This window comes from Trueperella bernardiae, from assembly GCF_001469025.1.
In the GTDB taxonomy this organism is placed as follows: domain Bacteria; phylum Actinomycetota; class Actinomycetes; order Actinomycetales; family Actinomycetaceae; genus Trueperella; species Trueperella bernardiae.
Map to the genome: position 1 here is coordinate 1 of NZ_LNIZ01000006.1, position 17,193 is coordinate 17,193.

A 17,193-nucleotide genomic window follows, 5' to 3' on the forward strand; every position below is an offset into this window, starting at 1 on the left:
GCAGGACTCCAGGCGGACCATTTCGATGATCTGATGGACCGCCTTTTCCTTGAACTCGACGGAATACTTTCTAGGCATAGTTCAATCCTTCCTTAGCTGAGGTAGGAACTAAACCCAGGACGCTTCATACTTATCTCTGCCTGTCTTCTACTTAGCGCGTGTGCGAGTAGCGAGGAACGTCTTGATAAACTCTCTCGGGCGATGATCGATGGCGGATACGCGACATCCTTTGAGCCGACGGATCAAGGTTATCTCGATAGGTTGGAGTCGGCCGGTTTGGGTGTCAGTGATGGCTGCATGAGCATCATAGAGATCACCGACCGTGAAAGGCTCGTCTTTGCTTCCGAGACTGGAATGCTTGCTACCGAGGTTGATGCGGCGTCACTGGCTATGGATTCGGATGGCAACACGGCAGTCAATGGTCGATTTATCCTGGTTAAGTCTCTCCAGGATGGCGAGTATTGCGCCACGCTCTACGGAGACTACTTGGAAGATCGCCCCTCACCTGAGATGGATGCGCGCCACGATGAGGCGGCGCGCTATTTCCGGTCGATTGGATAGTGCCCAAGGTCGGTCGGTGAGCCTGGGCGTGGGCCCAGGTTCACCGACGCCGGGCTGGCCAGCCGTCCTAAGGTGTGAGACCTGATGTCGAACCGGCATTTCGACCCTTGAGACAGAATTTGCTTAGCCCTCCCGTCTGAGCTGGAATAGTAGAGCGCCGGCGCGAGTCGGGGCTTCGCCAAGCAAGGGAGAGACAGTGCTCAAGGTTGGAATCGTCATGGGAAGCGCGAGCGATCTGCCGATTGTCCGCAAGGCGGCAGACATGCTCGATACGCTGGAAGTCCCCTACGAGGTCCACGTGTACTCGGCACACCGCACGCCCGATCAGGCGGCGGATTTCACCCGGAATGCCCGCGCGAACGGGATCGGTGTGATTATCGCTGCGGCCGGCATGGCGGCCCACCTCGCGGGTGCCGTGGCGGCGAACACCACGCTGCCCGTGATCGGCATTCCGCTCACCTCCTCCAACCTTGATGGCATGGACGCCCTCCTGTCCACCGTCCAGATGCCCCCGGGGATGCCGGTGGCCACGGTCGCGATCAACGGTGCGAAGAACGCGGCCATCCTCGCCGCCCAGATCATTTCCCTGACCGACCCGGAGCTCGCCGCACGCATCGAGGCCGATCGCGAGGCCACAAGGGCCGCCATCCTCGAGAAGAACGCCGAAGTCGAGGCCGAGTTTAACTAAGTGCAGGGGCGCCAGCAGGCGCCCCTTATCACGTGCGCGTTGCGCGCTTATCGATAACCATCACCTATCAAGAGAATCGCAGGAACATGTACGGTCCCCAGCTTTACGAAGGCAAGGCAAAGAAGGTTTACGCAACGGACAACCCGGAGCAGGTTGTGGTGTCCTACAAGGATGACGCCACGGCGTTCGACGGCCAGAAGAAGGGCACGATCGCGGGCAAGGGTCTGGTCAACAACCGCATGTCGAACCTGGTGATGCGCATCCTCGAGGAGCACGGCGTGCCCACCCACTACGTGGAGGAGCTGAGCGACCGTGACACGATCGTGAAGAAGGTGGACATCGTCCCGCTCGAGGTCATCATCCGCAACGTGTCGGCCGGCTCGTTCGCCAAGCGCTACGGCGTGGAGGAGGGCATCGTCTTCGACGCCCCCACGATCGAGTTCTCCCTCAAGGACGACGCCCTGGGCGATCCGCTCATCAACTCCTACCACGCCCTCGCTCTCAAGCTTGCCACCGCTGAGGAGATCGAGCAGATCAAGGACTACACGTTCACGGTCAACCGCGTCCTGTCCGAGTACTTCGCCACCCTCAACCTGCGCCTGGTGGACTTCAAGGTCGAGTTCGGCCGCCTCGCGGATGGCACGATCGTGCTGGCGGATGAGATCTCCCCGGACACGTGCCGCCTGTGGGACCTGGATACGGGCGAGAAGCTGGACAAGGATCGTTTCCGCCGCGACCTGGGCGGCGTCGAAGAGGCCTACGCCGAGGTCATGGCGCGCGCCCTGGGCAACAAGTAACAAGTAGCGGGAGTTTAGGCCACCAATGGCTCTTGAAGAGGAATGCGGGGTCTTCGGGGTTTTCCGGCCCGAGGCCGGTTATGTCGCGCACGATTCGTACTACGCCCTTTACGCCTTGCAGCACCGCGGGCAGGAGAGCTGCGGGATCGTGGTCAACGACGACGGCGTGTTCGCCGAGCACCGCGACGTCGGCCTGGTCGGTGACGTCTTTACTGCCCCTGTGTTGGAGCGCCTGGGGACGGGCGAGATGGCGACGGGCCATGTGCGCTACGGCACGACGGGCTCGCGTAGCCGGATCAACGCCCAGCCGCTCGTGGTCAACCACATGAAGGGCACGCTGGCGATCGCCCACAACGGCAATCTGGCCAACGCCTCCGAGCTCCGCCGGGAGTTGGAGATGCGCGGCTCGATCTTCCAAACGACCACGGACACCGAGGTGATCTCGTACGAGATCATCCACGAGCGTCTGCGCACCAAGTCGATCGAGGCCGCTGTCGAGTCGGCGATGAACTACCTGGTGGGGGCGTATTCGTTGGTGGTGATGTCGCCGCAGAAGCTGCTGGCGATTCGCGATCCGCACGGTTTTCGCCCGCTGTGTATCGGCACGCTCGACGACGGTGGAGTCGTCTTCGCGTCGGAGACGTGTGCGTTGCACGCGGTGGGCGCCACCTACCTGCGGGATGTGGAGCCGGGGGAGATCGTCATCGCCGAGCGCGCGCCGGAGGGGGCGCAGGCCCCGATTTCGCTGCGTTCGATTCGCACGCACTGCGGCACGACCCCGCACACGGCCTGCGTGTTTGAATACATCTACTTTGCGCGCCCGGATTCGGACGTGGATGGGATGAGCGTGCATACCGCCCGCCAGCGCGCGGGCCGCTTCCTCGCCCAGTCACACCCGGCGGAGGCGGACATCGTGGTGGGCGTGCCCGATTCGGGGCTTGACGCCGCGATGGGCTTCTCCCAGGAGTCCGGTATTCCATACGACACGGGATTCATCAAGAATAAGTACATCGGGCGTACCTTCATCTCCCCGGGCCAGTCCAGCCGTGAGCGTGGGGTGCGGATCAAGCTCAACCCGGTGCCGTCGGTGGTGGCGGGCAAGCGCGTGGTGTTGGTGGATGATTCGATCGTGCGTGGCACTACCTGCAAGCGCATCATCCGCCTGCTGCGCGAGGCAGGCGCCACGGAGGTCCACTTCCGGGTCTCGGCACCGCCGTTCCTCAACCCGTGCTACTACGGCACGGACATCGATTCGCGCGAGAAGCTCATCGCGTGCCATATGAGCGAGGAGGAGATCCGGCAGGATATCGACGCCGATTCGCTTGGCTACCTCTCGATCGAGGACGCGCGGCGGATGGCCGAGCCGGCGAAGATCGGTGGCTTTTGCACGGCGTGCTTCGACGGCAATTACCCCACCCCGGTGAGCGACCCGGAGGTGAGCCGCTACAAGCGGACGATTAGGACGGGCGTGGTCAAGACCGACGACACCCCCACGATGTGGCAGATGAAGGAGGCTCGCCCATGACGAGCGATTCCCATTCCGATTCCTACGCGGAGGCCGGGGTCGATATCACGGCCGGTTATCGGGCTGTGGAGCTCATGGCCCGGCACGTGGAGCGCACCCGCACCCCGGGCGTGGTCTCAGGTTTGGGCGGGTTTGGGGGCCTGTTCGCCCCGGAGGTGGCGGGCATGGAGCGCCCGATCCTCGTATCGGGCACGGACGGCGTGGGCACGAAGCTCAAGCTTGCCTTTGCGCTCGACCGCCACGACACGGTGGGTGTCGACTGCGTGGCAATGTGCGTCAACGACATCGTGTGCTCTGGCGCCCGCCCGCTGTTTTTCCTCGACTACATCGCGTGTGGCAAGAATGTTCCCGAGCGCATCGAGCAGATCGTGGCCGGCATCGCCGAGGGCTGCGTGCAGGCGGGCGCGGCGCTGATCGGCGGGGAGACGGCCGAGATGCCGGGCTTCTACCCCGAGGATGAGTACGACCTCGCCGGCTTCGCGGTGGGCATGGTGGACGAGGCGAAGATGATGAAGAACGAGGCCCTGCCGGGCGACGTCGTGATCGGGCTTGCGTCCTCCGGCGTGCATTCGAATGGCTTTTCGCTGGTGCGCCGCGTGTTCGACATGGACCCGGAGGCCCTCGGCACGCACTACCCGGAGTTGGGCCGCACGCTCGGCGAGGCGCTCATCGAGCCGACGAAGATCTACGTGAGGCCCATCCTGGCGCTGGCCGAGGCGGTGGACGTCAAGGCGGTCAGCCACATCACCGGCGGCGGCCTGTACGAGAATCTGCCGCGCGCCCTGCCCGCCGGGCTTGGCATGCGGATCGACACAGCCGCGATCGCCCGCCCGCCGATCTTCGACCTCATCGCGCGCGAGGGTGACATCCCCGAGCGCGACATGTACAACACGTTCAACATGGGCCTGGGCATGGCCGTGGTGGTCAGCCCCGACGACGTCGATGGGGCACTTTCCGCCCTGGCCGCCGCGGGCGAGCCGGGCACCGTGATCGGCGAGGTCACCGCGTCGGAGGGCATCGAGCTGTGAGGGTAGCTGTGCTCTGCTCGGGCGGGGGAACCAACCTCCAGGCGCTCATTGACGCCGCGGCCGATGGCCGCCTCCAGCACGCGCAGCTGGCGCTCGTGGGCGCGGACCGGGACTGCTTCGCGCTTGAGCGCGCCGAGCGGGCCGGGATCTGCGCCGTGCGCGTGGCGACCAGCGACTTGGCCCGGGTGCTCGAGGAGGCCGTGATCGACGTCGTGGTGCTGGCCGGGTACCTGGCGATCGTGCCGGCCGAGGTCACGAGCGCCTACGCGGGCCGCATGATCAACATCCACCCCTCGCTCCTGCCGGCCTATGGCGGCCCGGGCATGTACGGCCTGCGCGTCCACGAGGCCGTGTTGGCCGCGGGCGAGGAGGTCACGGGCGCCACTGTACACCTGGTCACCGACGAGGTGGACGGCGGGCCGATCCTGTGCCAGGCCGAGGTGAAGGTCGAGCCGGGGGACACCCCGCAGTCGTTGCAGGCGCGTGTGATGGAGCAGGCCGAGTGGCGTCTGTTGCCGGCCGCGCTCGCGGAACTAACGCAGAAGCTGGAAGGGGCTGGCCGATGAAGGTCATGGTCATTGGGTCGGGCGGGCGCGAGCACGCGCTCGTGCGCAAGCTGGCGCAAAGCCCGCGCGTGAGCGAGATCGTGGTGGCGCCGGGCAATGCCGGCATCGCCCGCGAGGACGGCCGGGGAGCCGCCGTCACCCGCGTGCCGATCGGCGCGCTCGACATCGATGAGCTGGTCACCTACGCCGCATCGAACGCGGTAGACTTCGCCGTCGTCGCCCCGGACGACCCGCTCGTGGCCGGCGCGGTGGACGCCTTCGCCGCCGCCGGGATCCCCGCCTTCGGCCCGAACGCGGCCGCCGCCCAGATCGAGGGCTCGAAGTCGTTCGCGAAGGCCTTCATGGCCCGCCACGCCATCCCCACCGCCGGTTACGCCGTCTACGACGACGAGGCGGCGGCCCTCGCCCACATCGCCACCTGCCCGCTGCCCGTGGTGGTCAAGGCTGACGGCCTGGCGCTCGGCAAGGGCGTGACCGTGGCACTCACGCGTGAGGATGCCGAGTCGGCCGTGCGCGAGGCGATGGCGGGCCGCTTCGGCGAGTCCGGCAAGCGCCTGGTGATCGAGGAATTCCTGACCGGCCCGGAAGTGACCGTGCTGGCCTTCACGGACGGTAAGGCGATCCGCCCGATGGTGTCCGCCATGGATCACAAGCGCCTGCTCGACGGCGACCAGGGCCCGAACACCGGCGGCATGGGCGTCATTGCCCCGAGCCCGCTCTACACGCCTGAGGTCGCGCAGCGGTGCGAGCGCGAGATCTTCCGCCCCACCGTGGACGGCCTGGCCGAGGAGGGCACGCCCTTCACCGGCTGCCTCTACTTCGGCCTGATCCTTACCGAGGACGGCCCGAAGGTCATCGAGTACAACTGCCGCTTCGGCGACCCCGAGACCCAGGTGGTCCTCCCACTCCTCGAGTCCGACCTGCTCACCATCTTTGAGGCCACGACGAATGGGACGCTGGGCGAAGTCGACGTCGACTTCGCACCCGGCGCCGCCGCCTGCGTGGTCATGTCCGCTGAGGGATACCCGGCCTCGCCGCGCCGGGGCGACCCGATCGACCTGCCCGCCGACCTCGAGGAGCACGTGGTCATGGCCGGCGTGGCCGAGAACGAGGGCCAGCTGGTGACGAACGGGGGCCGCGTGCTCGGCGTCGTCGGCCAAGCCGATACCCTCGCTGGCGCCCTCGATCTCGCCTACGAGCGCACCGCGCGCATCTCCTTCGCCGGAGCCCACTACCGTACCGACATCGCCCACCAGTTCCGCCACCCGTAAAGGAAAATCATGCACCGCATCTACGTCGAAAAGAAGCCCACCGAACGCCTCGAGGCGGCGGCCCTCGCGTCCGAACTGCGCGACGTCCTCGGCCTGAACGTCGGCCAAGTGCGCGTGCTCAACCGCTACGACGTGGATGGGCTCACCGACACCGAGTTTGCCGCCGTCGTCCCCACGATCCTGTCCGAGCCGCCCGTGGACGTCACGTTCTCCTCGCTTGACGACGCCGACCTGGCCGGTCACGTCTTTGCCGTCGAGCCGCTGCCGGGCCAGTTTGATCAGCGCGCCGACTCGGCCGCCCAGTGCATCCAGATCCAGCTGTCCGGGCAACGCCCGGCCGTGCGGGCCGCGAAGGTCTATGCGATCGAGGCGGACGAGGCGGCGCTCGCGGCGATCAAGGGCTACGTCATCAACCCGGTGGAGGCGCGGGAGGGCGACCTGGCCCAGCCCGAGAGCCTGGAGGCGGACGTGACGGAGCCGGCCGACGTCGTGAGCGTGGAGCTGGTCGGCGCGACGGATGCCGATCTTGCTGCTCTACGCGCCGAGTTGGGGCTCGCTATGAGCGGGGCGGACCTGGCGATGCTGCGCGACTACTTCGCCGCCGAGGGCCGCCAGCCCACGATGACCGAGGTCAAGGTGGTGGACACGTACTGGTCGGACCACTGCCGGCACACCACGTTCAACACGATCTTGGACGAGGTAACCTTCGCCGCCCCGCAGGTCGAGCAGGCCTTCCAGACCTACGTGGACGCGCGCGCCGAGCTCGGGCGCACCAAGCCCGTCACCCTCATGGACATGGGCACGATCGGTGCGAAGGTGCTGCGCTCGCGCGGCAAGCTCGTCCATCTCGACGAGTCGGAGGAGATCAACGCCTGCACGATCCGCCGCGACGTGGAGGTGGACGGCAGGGCCGAGCCGTGGCTCATCCTGTTCAAGAACGAAACGCACAACCACCCCACCGAGATCGAGCCCTTCGGCGGGGCAGCCACCTGCATCGGCGGTGCCATCCGCGATCCGCTGTCCGGGCGCGGCTACGTGCACGGCGCCATGCGCCTGACCGGCTCCGGCGACCCGCGCACGCCCCTGTCCGACACCCTCGAGGGCAAGCTGCCCCAGCGCGCGATCGCCCAGCGCGCGGCCGCGGGCTACTCCTCCTACGGCAACCAGATCGGGCTGGCCACCGGCATCGTAGATGAGATCTACCACCCCGGCTACGTGGCCAAGCACATGGAACTCGGCGCCGTGGTCGCGGCCGTGCCGGCTGACCAGGTGCGGCGCGAGGAGCCGACGGCGGGCGACGTCGTCGTGCTAGTTGGCGGCGCCACCGGGCGCGACGGCATCGGCGGGGCCACCGGCTCGTCCAAGACACACACCACCGAGTCCCTCACTACGGCCGGCGCCGAGGTCCAGAAGGGCAACGCGCCCGAGGAACGCAAGCTCCAGCGCCTCTTCCGCAACCCGGACGCCTCCCGCCTCATCAAGCGATGCAACGACTTCGGCGCGGGCGGCGTCGCCGTGGCTGTGGGTGAGCTCACCGACGGGCTCGACATCAACCTCGACGCCGTGCCCAAGAAGTACGAGGGCCTGGACGGCACCGAGATCGCGATCTCCGAAAGCCAGGAGCGCATGGCCGTGGTGGTCGAGGCCACCGACGCCGAGGAGTTCATCGAGCTCGCCGCCTCCGAAAATCTGCAGGGCACGATCATCGCAACTGTCACCGATTCGGCCCGCCTGCGCATGTTCTGGCGCGGGGCGCCGATCGTGGACATCGCCCGGTCCTTCCTCGACACGAACGGCGCCGAGCAGCGCGCTCGTGCCGATGTCGCGCCCGCGGGAGACTGGCGCGCCACCGCCCTGGGGCGTGCCGGATCGTTCGCCGAGCGCCTGGCCGAGGTGGCGGGCGACCTCAACGTGGCCTCCAAGAAGGGGCTCTCCGACCGCTTCGACTCCACCGTGGGCGCCGGCACCGTGCTCATGCCCTACGGCGGCACCCGCCAGGCCACCCCGATCCAGGCGATGGCCCACCGCCTGCCCGCCTTCGCCGCCACCGACGCCGCGACCGTCATGGCCTGGGGCTACAACCCCTACCTCAGCGAGGCCAGCCCCTTCCACGGCGCCTACCTCGCGGTGATCGAGTCCGTGGCCAAGCTCGTGGCCACGGGGGCCAGCGCCGACGACGTCTACCTCTCCTTCCAGGAATACTTCGAGGGCCTGGGCGAGGACCCGGCCCGCTGGGGCAAGCCCGTGGCCGCCCTGCTCGGCGCGCTCGAGGCCCAGATCGGTCTCGGCACCGGCGCGATCGGCGGCAAGGACTCGATGTCCGGCTCCTTCCAGGACCTGACCGTGCCGCCCACGCTCGTGTCCTTCGCGCTCGCGGTGGACGACGCCGGGCACATGGTCCCCAACCAATTTAAGGCCGCCGGCAACCGGGTGACGGTGCTCCGCCCGCGGATGGCTGAGGGCGGGGCGCTCGCGGGCCTGCCCGAGCCTGAGTCGCTGCTCGAGGTTTTTACCCAGGTCACCGAGCTGCTACGCAGCGGTGCGGTGGTCAGTGCATACACGCCCGGCCGCGGCGGCCTCGCCGAGGCCGTGGTGAAGATGGCCGCCGGTGAGGGGCTTGGTTTTGACTTCGAGGGCGCCGACCTCGACTCGCTCTTCGACTACACCTACGGGGCCTTCGTGCTCGAGTGGGCCGACGGTGTGGGGGCTGAGGGGGTCGGCGGTACCGCAGGGGGTGGCGCGGACGGCGTCGTCGGCGAGGTGCTCGGAACCGTGGCGCCGGAGGGCTTCTCCTTCGGCGAGGAGCGCGTGGCCAGCGCCGAGATCTTCGAGCTCAACGAGTCCGTGCTCGACGTCGTCTACCCCCGCCACGCCGACCAGCCCGGCGAGGTGCCGGCGAACGTGGGGAGCCAGCCGCGCGTCGTCACTACGAAGGGGGCGGCAAGGGCCGGCGTGAGCGCCCTCATCCCCGTGTTCCCTGGCACGAACTGCGAATACGACACCGCGCGGGCCGTTCAAGCCGCGGGCGGCAAGGCAAACGTGTTCGTGGTGAAGAACCGTAGCGAGGAGGACATCGCGCGCTCGGTGGAAGGATTCGCCGCCGCGCTCGCCGATTCCCAGATGCTCGTCATCCCCGGCGGATTCTCCGGCGGCGACGAGCCCGACGGCTCAGCCAAGTTCATCACCTCGTTCCTGCGCAACGAGGCTCTGGTGGAGGGCGTGGGCCAACTGCTGGATCGCGGCGGTCTCATCCTTGGCATCTGCAACGGCTTTCAGGCCCTGGTCAAGCTCGGGCTGGTGCCGTACGGCAAGATTGTGGAGCCGCGCCCCGAGGCACCCACGCTCACCTTCAACCGGATCGGCCGCCACCAGTCGAGCATCGTGCGGGTGCGGGTGGAGAACACTTCCAGCCCGTGGCTGGCCGGGGTCAAGCCGGGGGAGGTCTACTCGGTGCCGATCTCCCACGGCGAGGGCCGTTTCCACGTGTCGGACCAGGACCTGCAGGCGATGATCGCGGGTGGGCAGATCGCCACCCGCTACGTTGACCTGGCGGGGGAGCCCACCATGGACATCGCCGCCAACCCCAACGGCTCAGTGGCCGCGATCGAGGGCATCACCTCGCCCGACGGGCGTGTATTTGGCAAGATGGGCCACGCCGAGCGCATCGGTGCGAACCTCTACCGCAACGTGCCGGGCCGCTACGACATGAGGCTCTTCGAGTCGGCGGTGGCCTACCTGGGGTAGGGAGGCCACCGACACCGGCGCACAAACCTACTTTTGCCCCTTGCGGTGGCGCTTCTGGGGTACGACGACGTCGGGTATCTCGCGTTGCATGAAGCGGTCAAACTGGGGGACCGTGAGTGACGCGTAGCCGTGTGTAGGAGTGTAAAGCAAGCCCATGTTGATCAACTCTGACCGCGTGGGCCCGAGGCTTTGTGAATCGCGATGCATCACCTTAGCTACAGCACTAGCCTTTTGAGGACCGGGTCCGAGCTCTGCCATAGCGCGGAGATAAGCAGCTTGAAGTGGGGTGGCGCGGTCAAGGCGAACGCGGAAGAACGACACATCCAAACCTGACTCGAAAATCGGGATCGACCTCTCGACATCGTGGCGTCGAATCGGGGATTCCGGTGCCACCCCCCACACAGCAGATCCAAGCTCCTGAATAAAATAGGGGTACCCCTCAGTGACGTCGATCGCGCATTGCAGTGCGTCTTCTTCCCAAATCACACCTTCTTGGCGTGCTGGATCAGCGAACGCTTTGCGTGCATCGTCTTCGTCAAGCGAGTCAATCTTTGGAAAAGTAAACAGGCGCTCCGAATACGATTTCGCATCTCCAGCCAACTCGGCGATCTGTGGTAGGCCAGCTCCCACCAAAGTGATAGGCAGAGCGCGCTGAACGGTCTTGTGAATGGCCATGATGAGGGATTCCAACTGGTTGCGATCCAGGAACTGGATTTCATCGATCAGTAGGACCACTCCGCACTTATGTGCTTGGGCTGCTTCTCCGACGCTCACGAGAAGCTCGGTCAAGTCATATTCGAGTACTTGTGAATCAGCTAGACCGTCAAAATCAGTGATATTGAGGCCTGCGCTGACAGCTCCATCAGGATCGAAGCTCATAGAAAATGAGCCGAGGACCCGTGCCGCTCTTTCGAGGCGAGCGTCCCATCTTTTTCGAGGGCGAAATACGCAACAGTGTGGTACGAAGCCTCATGGCAATCTGCTGCCGGAACCGATTCTCATCGTGTTTTGATGCTTCGAACTCGACAGTGACCCACCCCGAATACTCGGCGCGCTCACGAAACTCGTTAAGCAGAACAGTCTTGCCAACTCCGCGCAACCCGGTGATGATCATCGAGCGGGCGGGGCGGCCTTTCATGCTCCTAGCCAAGAGAATCTCAAATCTATTCAGTTCATCCTCACGGCCAGCGAGAACGGTGGGTTTCGCACCTGCATTGGGGGTGTACGGGTCATCGACGTAGTGTACGTACTAATTTTATCAGGTTTATGCATTTATGGGCATTTTATCTAACTAAGCTAAAGCGCCCATAAATACATAAAATAGCGATAAATGGATAAAATCGGTCGGTTCGAGGCTGTGTGGCTATGTCGCCTCGGGTGAATCACCCTCGCCGCCGGCGCCGGATTAAAATATCTTGGACGTTTTCGGGGCGATCTCCCCATATGGGGAGATCGCCCCGAAAACGTCCAGTGAATTGAAACCGGTTGCCGTGCCTGGCTAGGAAGCGCGGCTGCGGCGGCGCTGACGCGACAGGCGGTTGCGCTCTTCTTCCGACAGGCCACCCCACACCCCGTAGGGCTCGTTGTGGGAGAGGGCGTACTCGCGGCACTCGTCGAGAACGGGACAGGTTTGGCAGATTCGCTTCGCTCGTTCGATGCGGCGCCGGCGCGGACCGCCGCGCTCACCTTCGGGATGGAAGAAGAACTCCGGATCCATCGTGTTGCACGATCCCAGTGCCTGCCAGTCCCAATAGTCGACCAGTGCGCCCTGCACATCCTTGATGCGAGCTACCACGTTCACTTCCTTCGAGTCGCTCAGCGCCATATCTCGGCGTCGTGAGAATCCACTAACGACAGTACCCTACACGCCCATTTTTTGGAATAGTCCAAGTTCAGCGCTGAGAAAATGTCTGGACATCGGATCGTGGTGAACGCGGCATGAGATCGGGTGTAGTTGTGCTGGCCAGCCGCATATGATGGAAAGGTGACTAATGATCCTTTCGCACTTGTTGGTTTAACCTACGATGATGTCCTCCTCCTGCCGAATGCCACGGATGTGGTGCCGTCCGAGGTTGACACCACGTCACGATTGACTCGCAACATTTCCGTGCGCGTCCCGCTGCTGAGCGCGGCGATGGATACTGTGACGGAGGCGGGCATGGCGATCGCGATGGCGCGCCAGGGCGGTATTGGTATCCTGCACCGCAACCTCTCGATCCCTGACCAGGCGCAGCAGGTGCGCGTGGTCAAGCGCTCGGAGTCGGGCATGATTTCTGACCCGGTGACGATCGGCCCGGACGCCACGATTGACGAGCTGGACGCGCTGTGCGGCCAGTACAAGATTTCGGGCCTGCCGGTGGTGGACGAGGGCAACACGCTGCTCGGTATCATCACCAACCGCGACCTGCGGTTCATCCCGCAGGAACAGTGGGCTACGATGCGGGTGTCCGAGGCGATGACGCCGATGCCGCTGGTCACCGGCCGTGAGGGGATCGTGCGTGAGGAGGCTGCCCGCCTTCTGCGCGAGAACAAGATTGAGAAGCTTCCCCTGATCGACGACGACGGCCGTCTCACCGGCCTCATCACGGTCAAGGACTTCACCAAGTCGGAGAAGTACCCGCACGCAACGAAGGACGAGCACGGCCGGTTGCGCGTGGGCGCAGCCGTTGGCTACTGGGGAGATGCCTGGGAGCGCGCCGAGGCGCTGGCCGAGGCGGGCGTGGACGTGCTGGTGGTGGATACCGCGAATGGTGAGGCCAAGCTGGCGCTCGACATGATCCGTAGGATCAAGGCCGACTCGCGCTTCGACGGCGTGGACGTGATCGGCGGCAACGTGGCCACCACGGAGGGTGCCCAGGCGCTTATCGACGCCGGAGTGGACGCGGTCAAGGTGGGCGTGGGCCCGGGCTCGATCTGCACCACCCGCGTGGTCGCCGGCATTGGCGTGCCGCAGGTGACCGCGATTCACCTGGCCTCCCTGGCGTGCGGCCCGGCGAACGTGCCGCTCATCGCCGACGGCGGCCTGCAGTACTCGGGTGACATCGGCAAGGCGCTCGCGGCCGGCGCCTCCACAGTGATGCTTGGCTCGTTGTTGGCGGGTTGCGAGGAATCTCCGGGCGAGCTTGTGTTCGTCAACGGCAAGCAGTACAAGTCCTACCGTGGTATGGGCTCGCTCGGCGCGATGAGTTCGCGCGGGCGCGTGTCCTACTCGAAGGACCGCTACTTCCAGGCCGACGTGTCCTCGGATGACAAGATCGTGCCCGAGGGCATCGAGGGCCAGGTGCCGTTCCGTGGTCCGCTCGGCTCGGTCATCTACCAGCTGGTGGGCGGCCTGCATCAGACCATGTTCTACACGGGCGCGCGCACGATTCAGGAGCTGAAGGATAAGGGCCGCTTTGTGCGGATCACCGCAGCTGGCCTGCGTGAATCGCACCCGCACGACATCCAGATGACGGCCGAGGCGCCGAACTACAGCTCGCACAACTAGACGCGACACTCGGGGCTCACCCCGAGGTGCCCAGGGCGGCGGCCGGTCGGCCGCCGCCCTCGCGCATTCCCGGGTGCCGGCCAGCTTCGGGCGGCACGGCCGGCGGGGGCTTACCTGGCGATCGGCCAGCCGCGCGGCTCCGAGCTCGCGTTCGGTTTGTTGCGCGTGATGAAGTCCATGAATTCGTTGTAGGCCTTGCGCTGGTCGTTGATCACCACGTCGATCGGGGCCTCGGCCATGGCCGGGTACTTCTCCAGAATCCGATCGAGCACCCGCAGGGTCATGAGGACGTCCCCTTCGGCGTCGTGGAACGTTTCGGGCGCCACCCCGTAGTGCGCCGCGAGGTTTTCCAGGCGGCGCTTGCCCTTGCGGTAGCGGTCCACGTGCCGATCGAGGAAGTACGGGTCGATCACCGGGTAGACCTCGCCGCCCAGTCGATCGGCGAGCGTGGGCAGGCCGTGGCGGGCGAGCTCGGATTCGAGCAGCGTGATGTCATACGAGGCGTTGTAGGCCACCACAGGGTTGCCGCCGGCCATGTGCCGGGCCAGCATGTCCGCGACCTCGGCCAGCACCTCTACAGCCGGGCGCCCCTCGGCCCGCGCGCGTTCGGTGGTGATGCCGTGGACGGCGGCGGCCGCCTCGGGGATCGGCACGCCCGGATCGGCGAGCCACGTGTAGCGTTCTTCGCGCCCGCCTTCTTGGATGACGATCGCGGCGGTGACCAAGCGGTCATTGAACACGTCAATGCCCGTGGTTTCCGTATCAAAACCCGCGCGGGGGAGGGTGGTCCACATATCAGCTCCTTGTGTTTTCCCCCAGTCTAAATGGCGTCTCCGACACTTTTCGAAAGCGTCCTGCTCCCCGCCGCGCCCCACCCGGCAGTGGTGGCGCGATGGGCTAATCTAGAGGGGTGAGTGAAACGGAAATTGGGCGCGGCAAGCGCGCACGTGTTGGCTATTCTTTTGACGACATCTCGATCGTCCCCTCGCGCCGCACCCGCGACGCCGCCGACGTCTCGATCACCTGGCAGCTGGACGCGGCTCTGCTCGAGATCCCCATCATGGCAGCCCCGATGGATTCGGTGACCTCGCCGGCTACGGCGATCCGCATCGGCGAGCTGGGCGGAGTCGGCGTGCTGGACCTCGAGGGTATCTGGACTCGGTATGAGGACCCGGAGCCGATCCTCGAGCGGATCGCAAACGAACCGGAGGAAACGGCCACGGACCTCCTGCAGGAGGTTTACCGCGAGCCAATCAAGGACGAGCTGATCGTGGAGCGCCTGGCCGAGATCCGCAACGCCGGCCAGATTGTGGCCGGCGCCCTGTCCCCGCAGCGCACCCAGGAATACTGGCGTACGGTGGCCGGCGCGGGCGTGGACTTGTTCGTCATCCGCGGCACCACCGTCTCCGCCGAGCACGTCTCCTCCAACCGTGAGCCGCTCAATCTCAAGCGTTTCATCTACGAACTTGACGTGCCCGTGATTGTGGGCGGCGCGGCGTCCTACACCGCGGCCCTTCATCTCATGCGCACCGGTGCCGCCGGCGTCCTCGCCGGCTTCGGCGGCGGGGCCACCACCGCCAACCGCCGCACCGTGGGAGTGGCGGTTCCGATGGCCACCACGGTCGCGGACGTGGCAGCCGCGCGTCGTGAATACATGGACGAAACCGGCGGGCGCTACGTCCACGTCATCGCCGACGGGCAGATCTCCACGTCGGGCGACCTAGTCAAGGCGATCGCGTGCGGCGCCGACGGTGTCATGCTTGGCACCGCCCTCGCTCGCGCCACCGAGGCCCCCGGCCGCGGATACCACTGGGGTGCGGAGGTCTATCACCGCTCGCTCCCGCGCGGGGAGCGGGTCCATGTGGGCACGCGCGCGCCGCTGGAGAAGATTATTGGCGGGCCGTCGTCGTCGGCGGATGGCCTGACTAACTTCACCGGGGCGCTGCGCCACGCGATGGCGATGACCGGCTACCTTGACCTGAAGGAGTTCCAGCGCGTGCAGATCTCCGTGGGGCAGATTTCCTAAGGTTACCCTAAGCTAGGAGCGCAAGGCCGTGGCTGACCCCCGGAAATCGTGGGAAGATGGCCGCGTCCACTTGAGTTGCGAAGGAGTGACCATGAAGTACCGCATTGAGCACGACACGATGGGCGAAGTGAAGGTTCCCGCTGACGCCCTCTACCGTGCCCAGACTCAAAGGGCCGTTGAGAACTTTCCGATCTCGGGCAAGACCCTCACGCCCCCGCACATCCACGCCCTGGCCCAGATCAAGCGCGCCGCCGCGATCGCCAACAACGAGCTCGGCGTGCTGGACGACGCGCGCAAGAACGCCATCGTCAAGGCTACCGACGCCGTGATCGCCGGCGAGCACGATGACCAGTTCCCGATCGATGTCTTCCAGACCGGCTCGGGCACCAGCTCCAACATGAACACCAACGAGGTGCTCTCCACCCTCGCCTCGAGCGACGAGCTGGACGTCCACCCGAACGACCACGTCAACGCTTCGCAGTCCTCCAACGACGTCTTCCCGTCCTCGATCCACATCGCGGCGCTGGCGGCGCTCCGCCACGACCTGCTACCCAAGCTCGCCATCCTCGCCGAGTCGCTCGAGGCGAAGGCGGAGGAGTGGAAGGGTGTGGTCAAGTCCGGGCGCACCCACCTCATGGATGCCACCCCGATCACGCTCGGCCAGGAGTTTTCCGGCTACGCCCAGCAGGTGCGCTACGGCATTGCGCGCGTTGAGGCCACGGAGGAGCGCCTGGCGGAGCTACCGCTCGGCGGCACGGCCGTGGGCACGGGCATCAACACGCCGGCCGGCTTCTCCGCCCGCGTCATCGAGCTGATCGCTGAGCACATGGACCTGCCCTTCGTGGAGGCCGCCAATCACTTCGAGGCGCAGGCCGCGCAGGATTCCCTGGTAGAGACCTCGGGCGCTCTGCGCACGGTCGCCATTTCGCTGGTCAAGATCGCCAACGACCTGCGCTGGATGGGCTCCGGCCCGCGCGCCGGCATCGGCGAGATCCACCTGCCCGACCTCCAGCCGGGCTCGTCGATCATGCCGGGCAAGGTCAATCCTGTGGTCCCGGAGGCCACGGTCCAGGTTGCCGCACAGGTCATTGGTAACGACGCCGCCATCGCGTTCGCCGGCGCCCAGGGAAATTTCGACCTGCTCGTTATGCTGCCGGTTATGGCCCAGAACCTGCTTGAGTCGATCAACATCCTGGGTAATGTGGCCGAGGTGCTGGCCAAGCGCACGGTGGACGGGCTCGTGGCCAACGAGGCGCGATGCTTGGAGCTGGCCGAGTCTTCGCCGTCGATCGTCACCCCGCTCAACCGTCACATTGGGTACGAGAATGCGGCGAAGATTGCCAAGCACTCGGTCAAGGAAAACATCACGGTCAAGCAGGCCGCGATCGACCTCGGCTTCGTCGAGCGTGGCGAGATCGATGAGGAGACGCTGAACGCGGCCCTCGACGTCTCGACCATGGTGGGCGAGCGCTAGTATTCCAGCTGCCGGGCCGCCCGCGC

General features: G+C 65.9%; 15 protein-coding genes. 11 read left to right on the forward strand and 4 right to left on the reverse strand.

From position 1 onward, the window contains the following. Window positions 1-201: 201 nt before the first annotated feature. The 8 genes from AQZ59_RS06475 to AQZ59_RS06510 all read left to right on the forward strand — a co-directional run bounded on the left by AQZ59_RS06475 (window position 202) and on the right by AQZ59_RS06510 (window position 10,180). On the forward strand, window positions 202-561 hold the full coding sequence (locus AQZ59_RS06475) for a hypothetical protein (RefSeq protein WP_062613863.1): 360 nt from the start codon (window positions 202-204) through the stop codon (window positions 559-561). A 196-nt stretch (window positions 562-757) separates the two neighbouring features. Continuing rightward, window positions 758-1,249 (forward strand): 5-(carboxyamino)imidazole ribonucleotide mutase, encoded by a 492-nt coding sequence (gene purE / locus AQZ59_RS06480; RefSeq protein WP_062613864.1) that lies wholly within the window; start codon window positions 758-760, stop codon window positions 1,247-1,249. 86 nt (window positions 1,250-1,335) lie between these two features. After that, complete coding sequence (gene purC / locus AQZ59_RS06485; RefSeq protein WP_062613865.1) at window positions 1,336-2,046, forward strand: phosphoribosylaminoimidazolesuccinocarboxamide synthase; 711 nt, start codon at window positions 1,336-1,338, stop codon at window positions 2,044-2,046. A gap of 25 nt (window positions 2,047-2,071) precedes the next feature. Further along, entirely contained in the window at window positions 2,072-3,571 is a 1,500-nt protein-coding gene (gene purF, locus AQZ59_RS06490; protein WP_070448038.1) for an amidophosphoribosyltransferase, read from the forward strand. Beyond that, window positions 3,568-4,599, forward strand: a complete 1,032-nt coding sequence (gene purM, locus AQZ59_RS06495) for a phosphoribosylformylglycinamidine cyclo-ligase (protein ID WP_062613866.1) — start codon at window positions 3,568-3,570, stop codon at window positions 4,597-4,599. The genes purF and purM overlap by 4 nt, the downstream gene beginning before the upstream one ends. Next, on the forward strand, window positions 4,596-5,165 hold the full coding sequence (gene purN, locus AQZ59_RS06500; RefSeq protein WP_062613867.1) for a phosphoribosylglycinamide formyltransferase: 570 nt from the start codon (window positions 4,596-4,598) through the stop codon (window positions 5,163-5,165). The genes purM and purN overlap by 4 nt, the downstream gene beginning before the upstream one ends. Continuing rightward, window positions 5,162-6,436, forward strand: coding sequence for a phosphoribosylamine--glycine ligase (gene purD / locus AQZ59_RS06505; RefSeq protein WP_062613868.1), 1,275 nt, complete (start codon window positions 5,162-5,164; stop codon window positions 6,434-6,436). Before purN ends, purD begins: the two co-directional genes overlap by 4 nt. A gap of 9 nt (window positions 6,437-6,445) precedes the next feature. Continuing rightward, window positions 6,446-10,180, forward strand: coding sequence for a phosphoribosylformylglycinamidine synthase (locus tag AQZ59_RS06510; protein WP_236698683.1), 3,735 nt, complete (start codon window positions 6,446-6,448; stop codon window positions 10,178-10,180). A gap of 27 nt (window positions 10,181-10,207) precedes the next feature. Here the strand turns inward: AQZ59_RS06510 and AQZ59_RS06515 are convergent, their stop codons facing one another. From AQZ59_RS06515 to AQZ59_RS06520, 3 genes are all read right to left on the reverse strand, one after another. Next, a complete protein-coding gene (locus AQZ59_RS06515; RefSeq protein WP_236698684.1) occupies window positions 10,208-11,059 on the reverse strand; it encodes an ATP-binding protein in 852 nt (283 codons plus the stop codon). After that, window positions 11,043-11,318: an ATP-binding protein gene (locus AQZ59_RS09755; RefSeq protein WP_236698685.1), complete on the reverse strand. Its 276-nt coding sequence runs from the start codon at window positions 11,316-11,318 to the stop codon at window positions 11,043-11,045. Before AQZ59_RS09755 ends, AQZ59_RS06515 begins: the two co-directional genes overlap by 17 nt. A gap of 360 nt (window positions 11,319-11,678) precedes the next feature. Continuing rightward, on the reverse strand, window positions 11,679-11,975 hold the full coding sequence (locus tag AQZ59_RS06520; RefSeq protein WP_062613954.1) for a WhiB family transcriptional regulator: 297 nt from the start codon (window positions 11,973-11,975) through the stop codon (window positions 11,679-11,681). Window positions 11,976-12,164: 189 nt separating this feature from the next. Between AQZ59_RS06520 and guaB the strand changes: the two genes are divergently transcribed. Next, complete coding sequence (guaB, locus tag AQZ59_RS06525) at window positions 12,165-13,667, forward strand: IMP dehydrogenase (protein WP_062613870.1); 1,503 nt, start codon at window positions 12,165-12,167, stop codon at window positions 13,665-13,667. Window positions 13,668-13,777: 110 nt separating this feature from the next. Here guaB and AQZ59_RS06530 read toward each other — a convergent pair whose 3' ends face one another. Then, on the reverse strand, window positions 13,778-14,461 hold the full coding sequence (locus AQZ59_RS06530; RefSeq protein WP_062613871.1) for an exonuclease domain-containing protein: 684 nt from the start codon (window positions 14,459-14,461) through the stop codon (window positions 13,778-13,780). Between the two features lie 116 nt (window positions 14,462-14,577). Between AQZ59_RS06530 and AQZ59_RS06535 the strand changes: the two genes are divergently transcribed. Both AQZ59_RS06535 and AQZ59_RS06540 read left to right on the forward strand, forming a co-directional pair. Further along, window positions 14,578-15,693 (forward strand): GuaB3 family IMP dehydrogenase-related protein, encoded by a 1,116-nt coding sequence (locus AQZ59_RS06535; protein ID WP_062613872.1) that lies wholly within the window; start codon window positions 14,578-14,580, stop codon window positions 15,691-15,693. Window positions 15,694-15,784: 91 nt separating this feature from the next. Next, window positions 15,785-17,167 (forward strand): class II fumarate hydratase, encoded by a 1,383-nt coding sequence (locus tag AQZ59_RS06540; RefSeq protein ID WP_062613873.1) that lies wholly within the window; start codon window positions 15,785-15,787, stop codon window positions 17,165-17,167. Window positions 17,168-17,193: the final 26 nt, after the last annotated feature.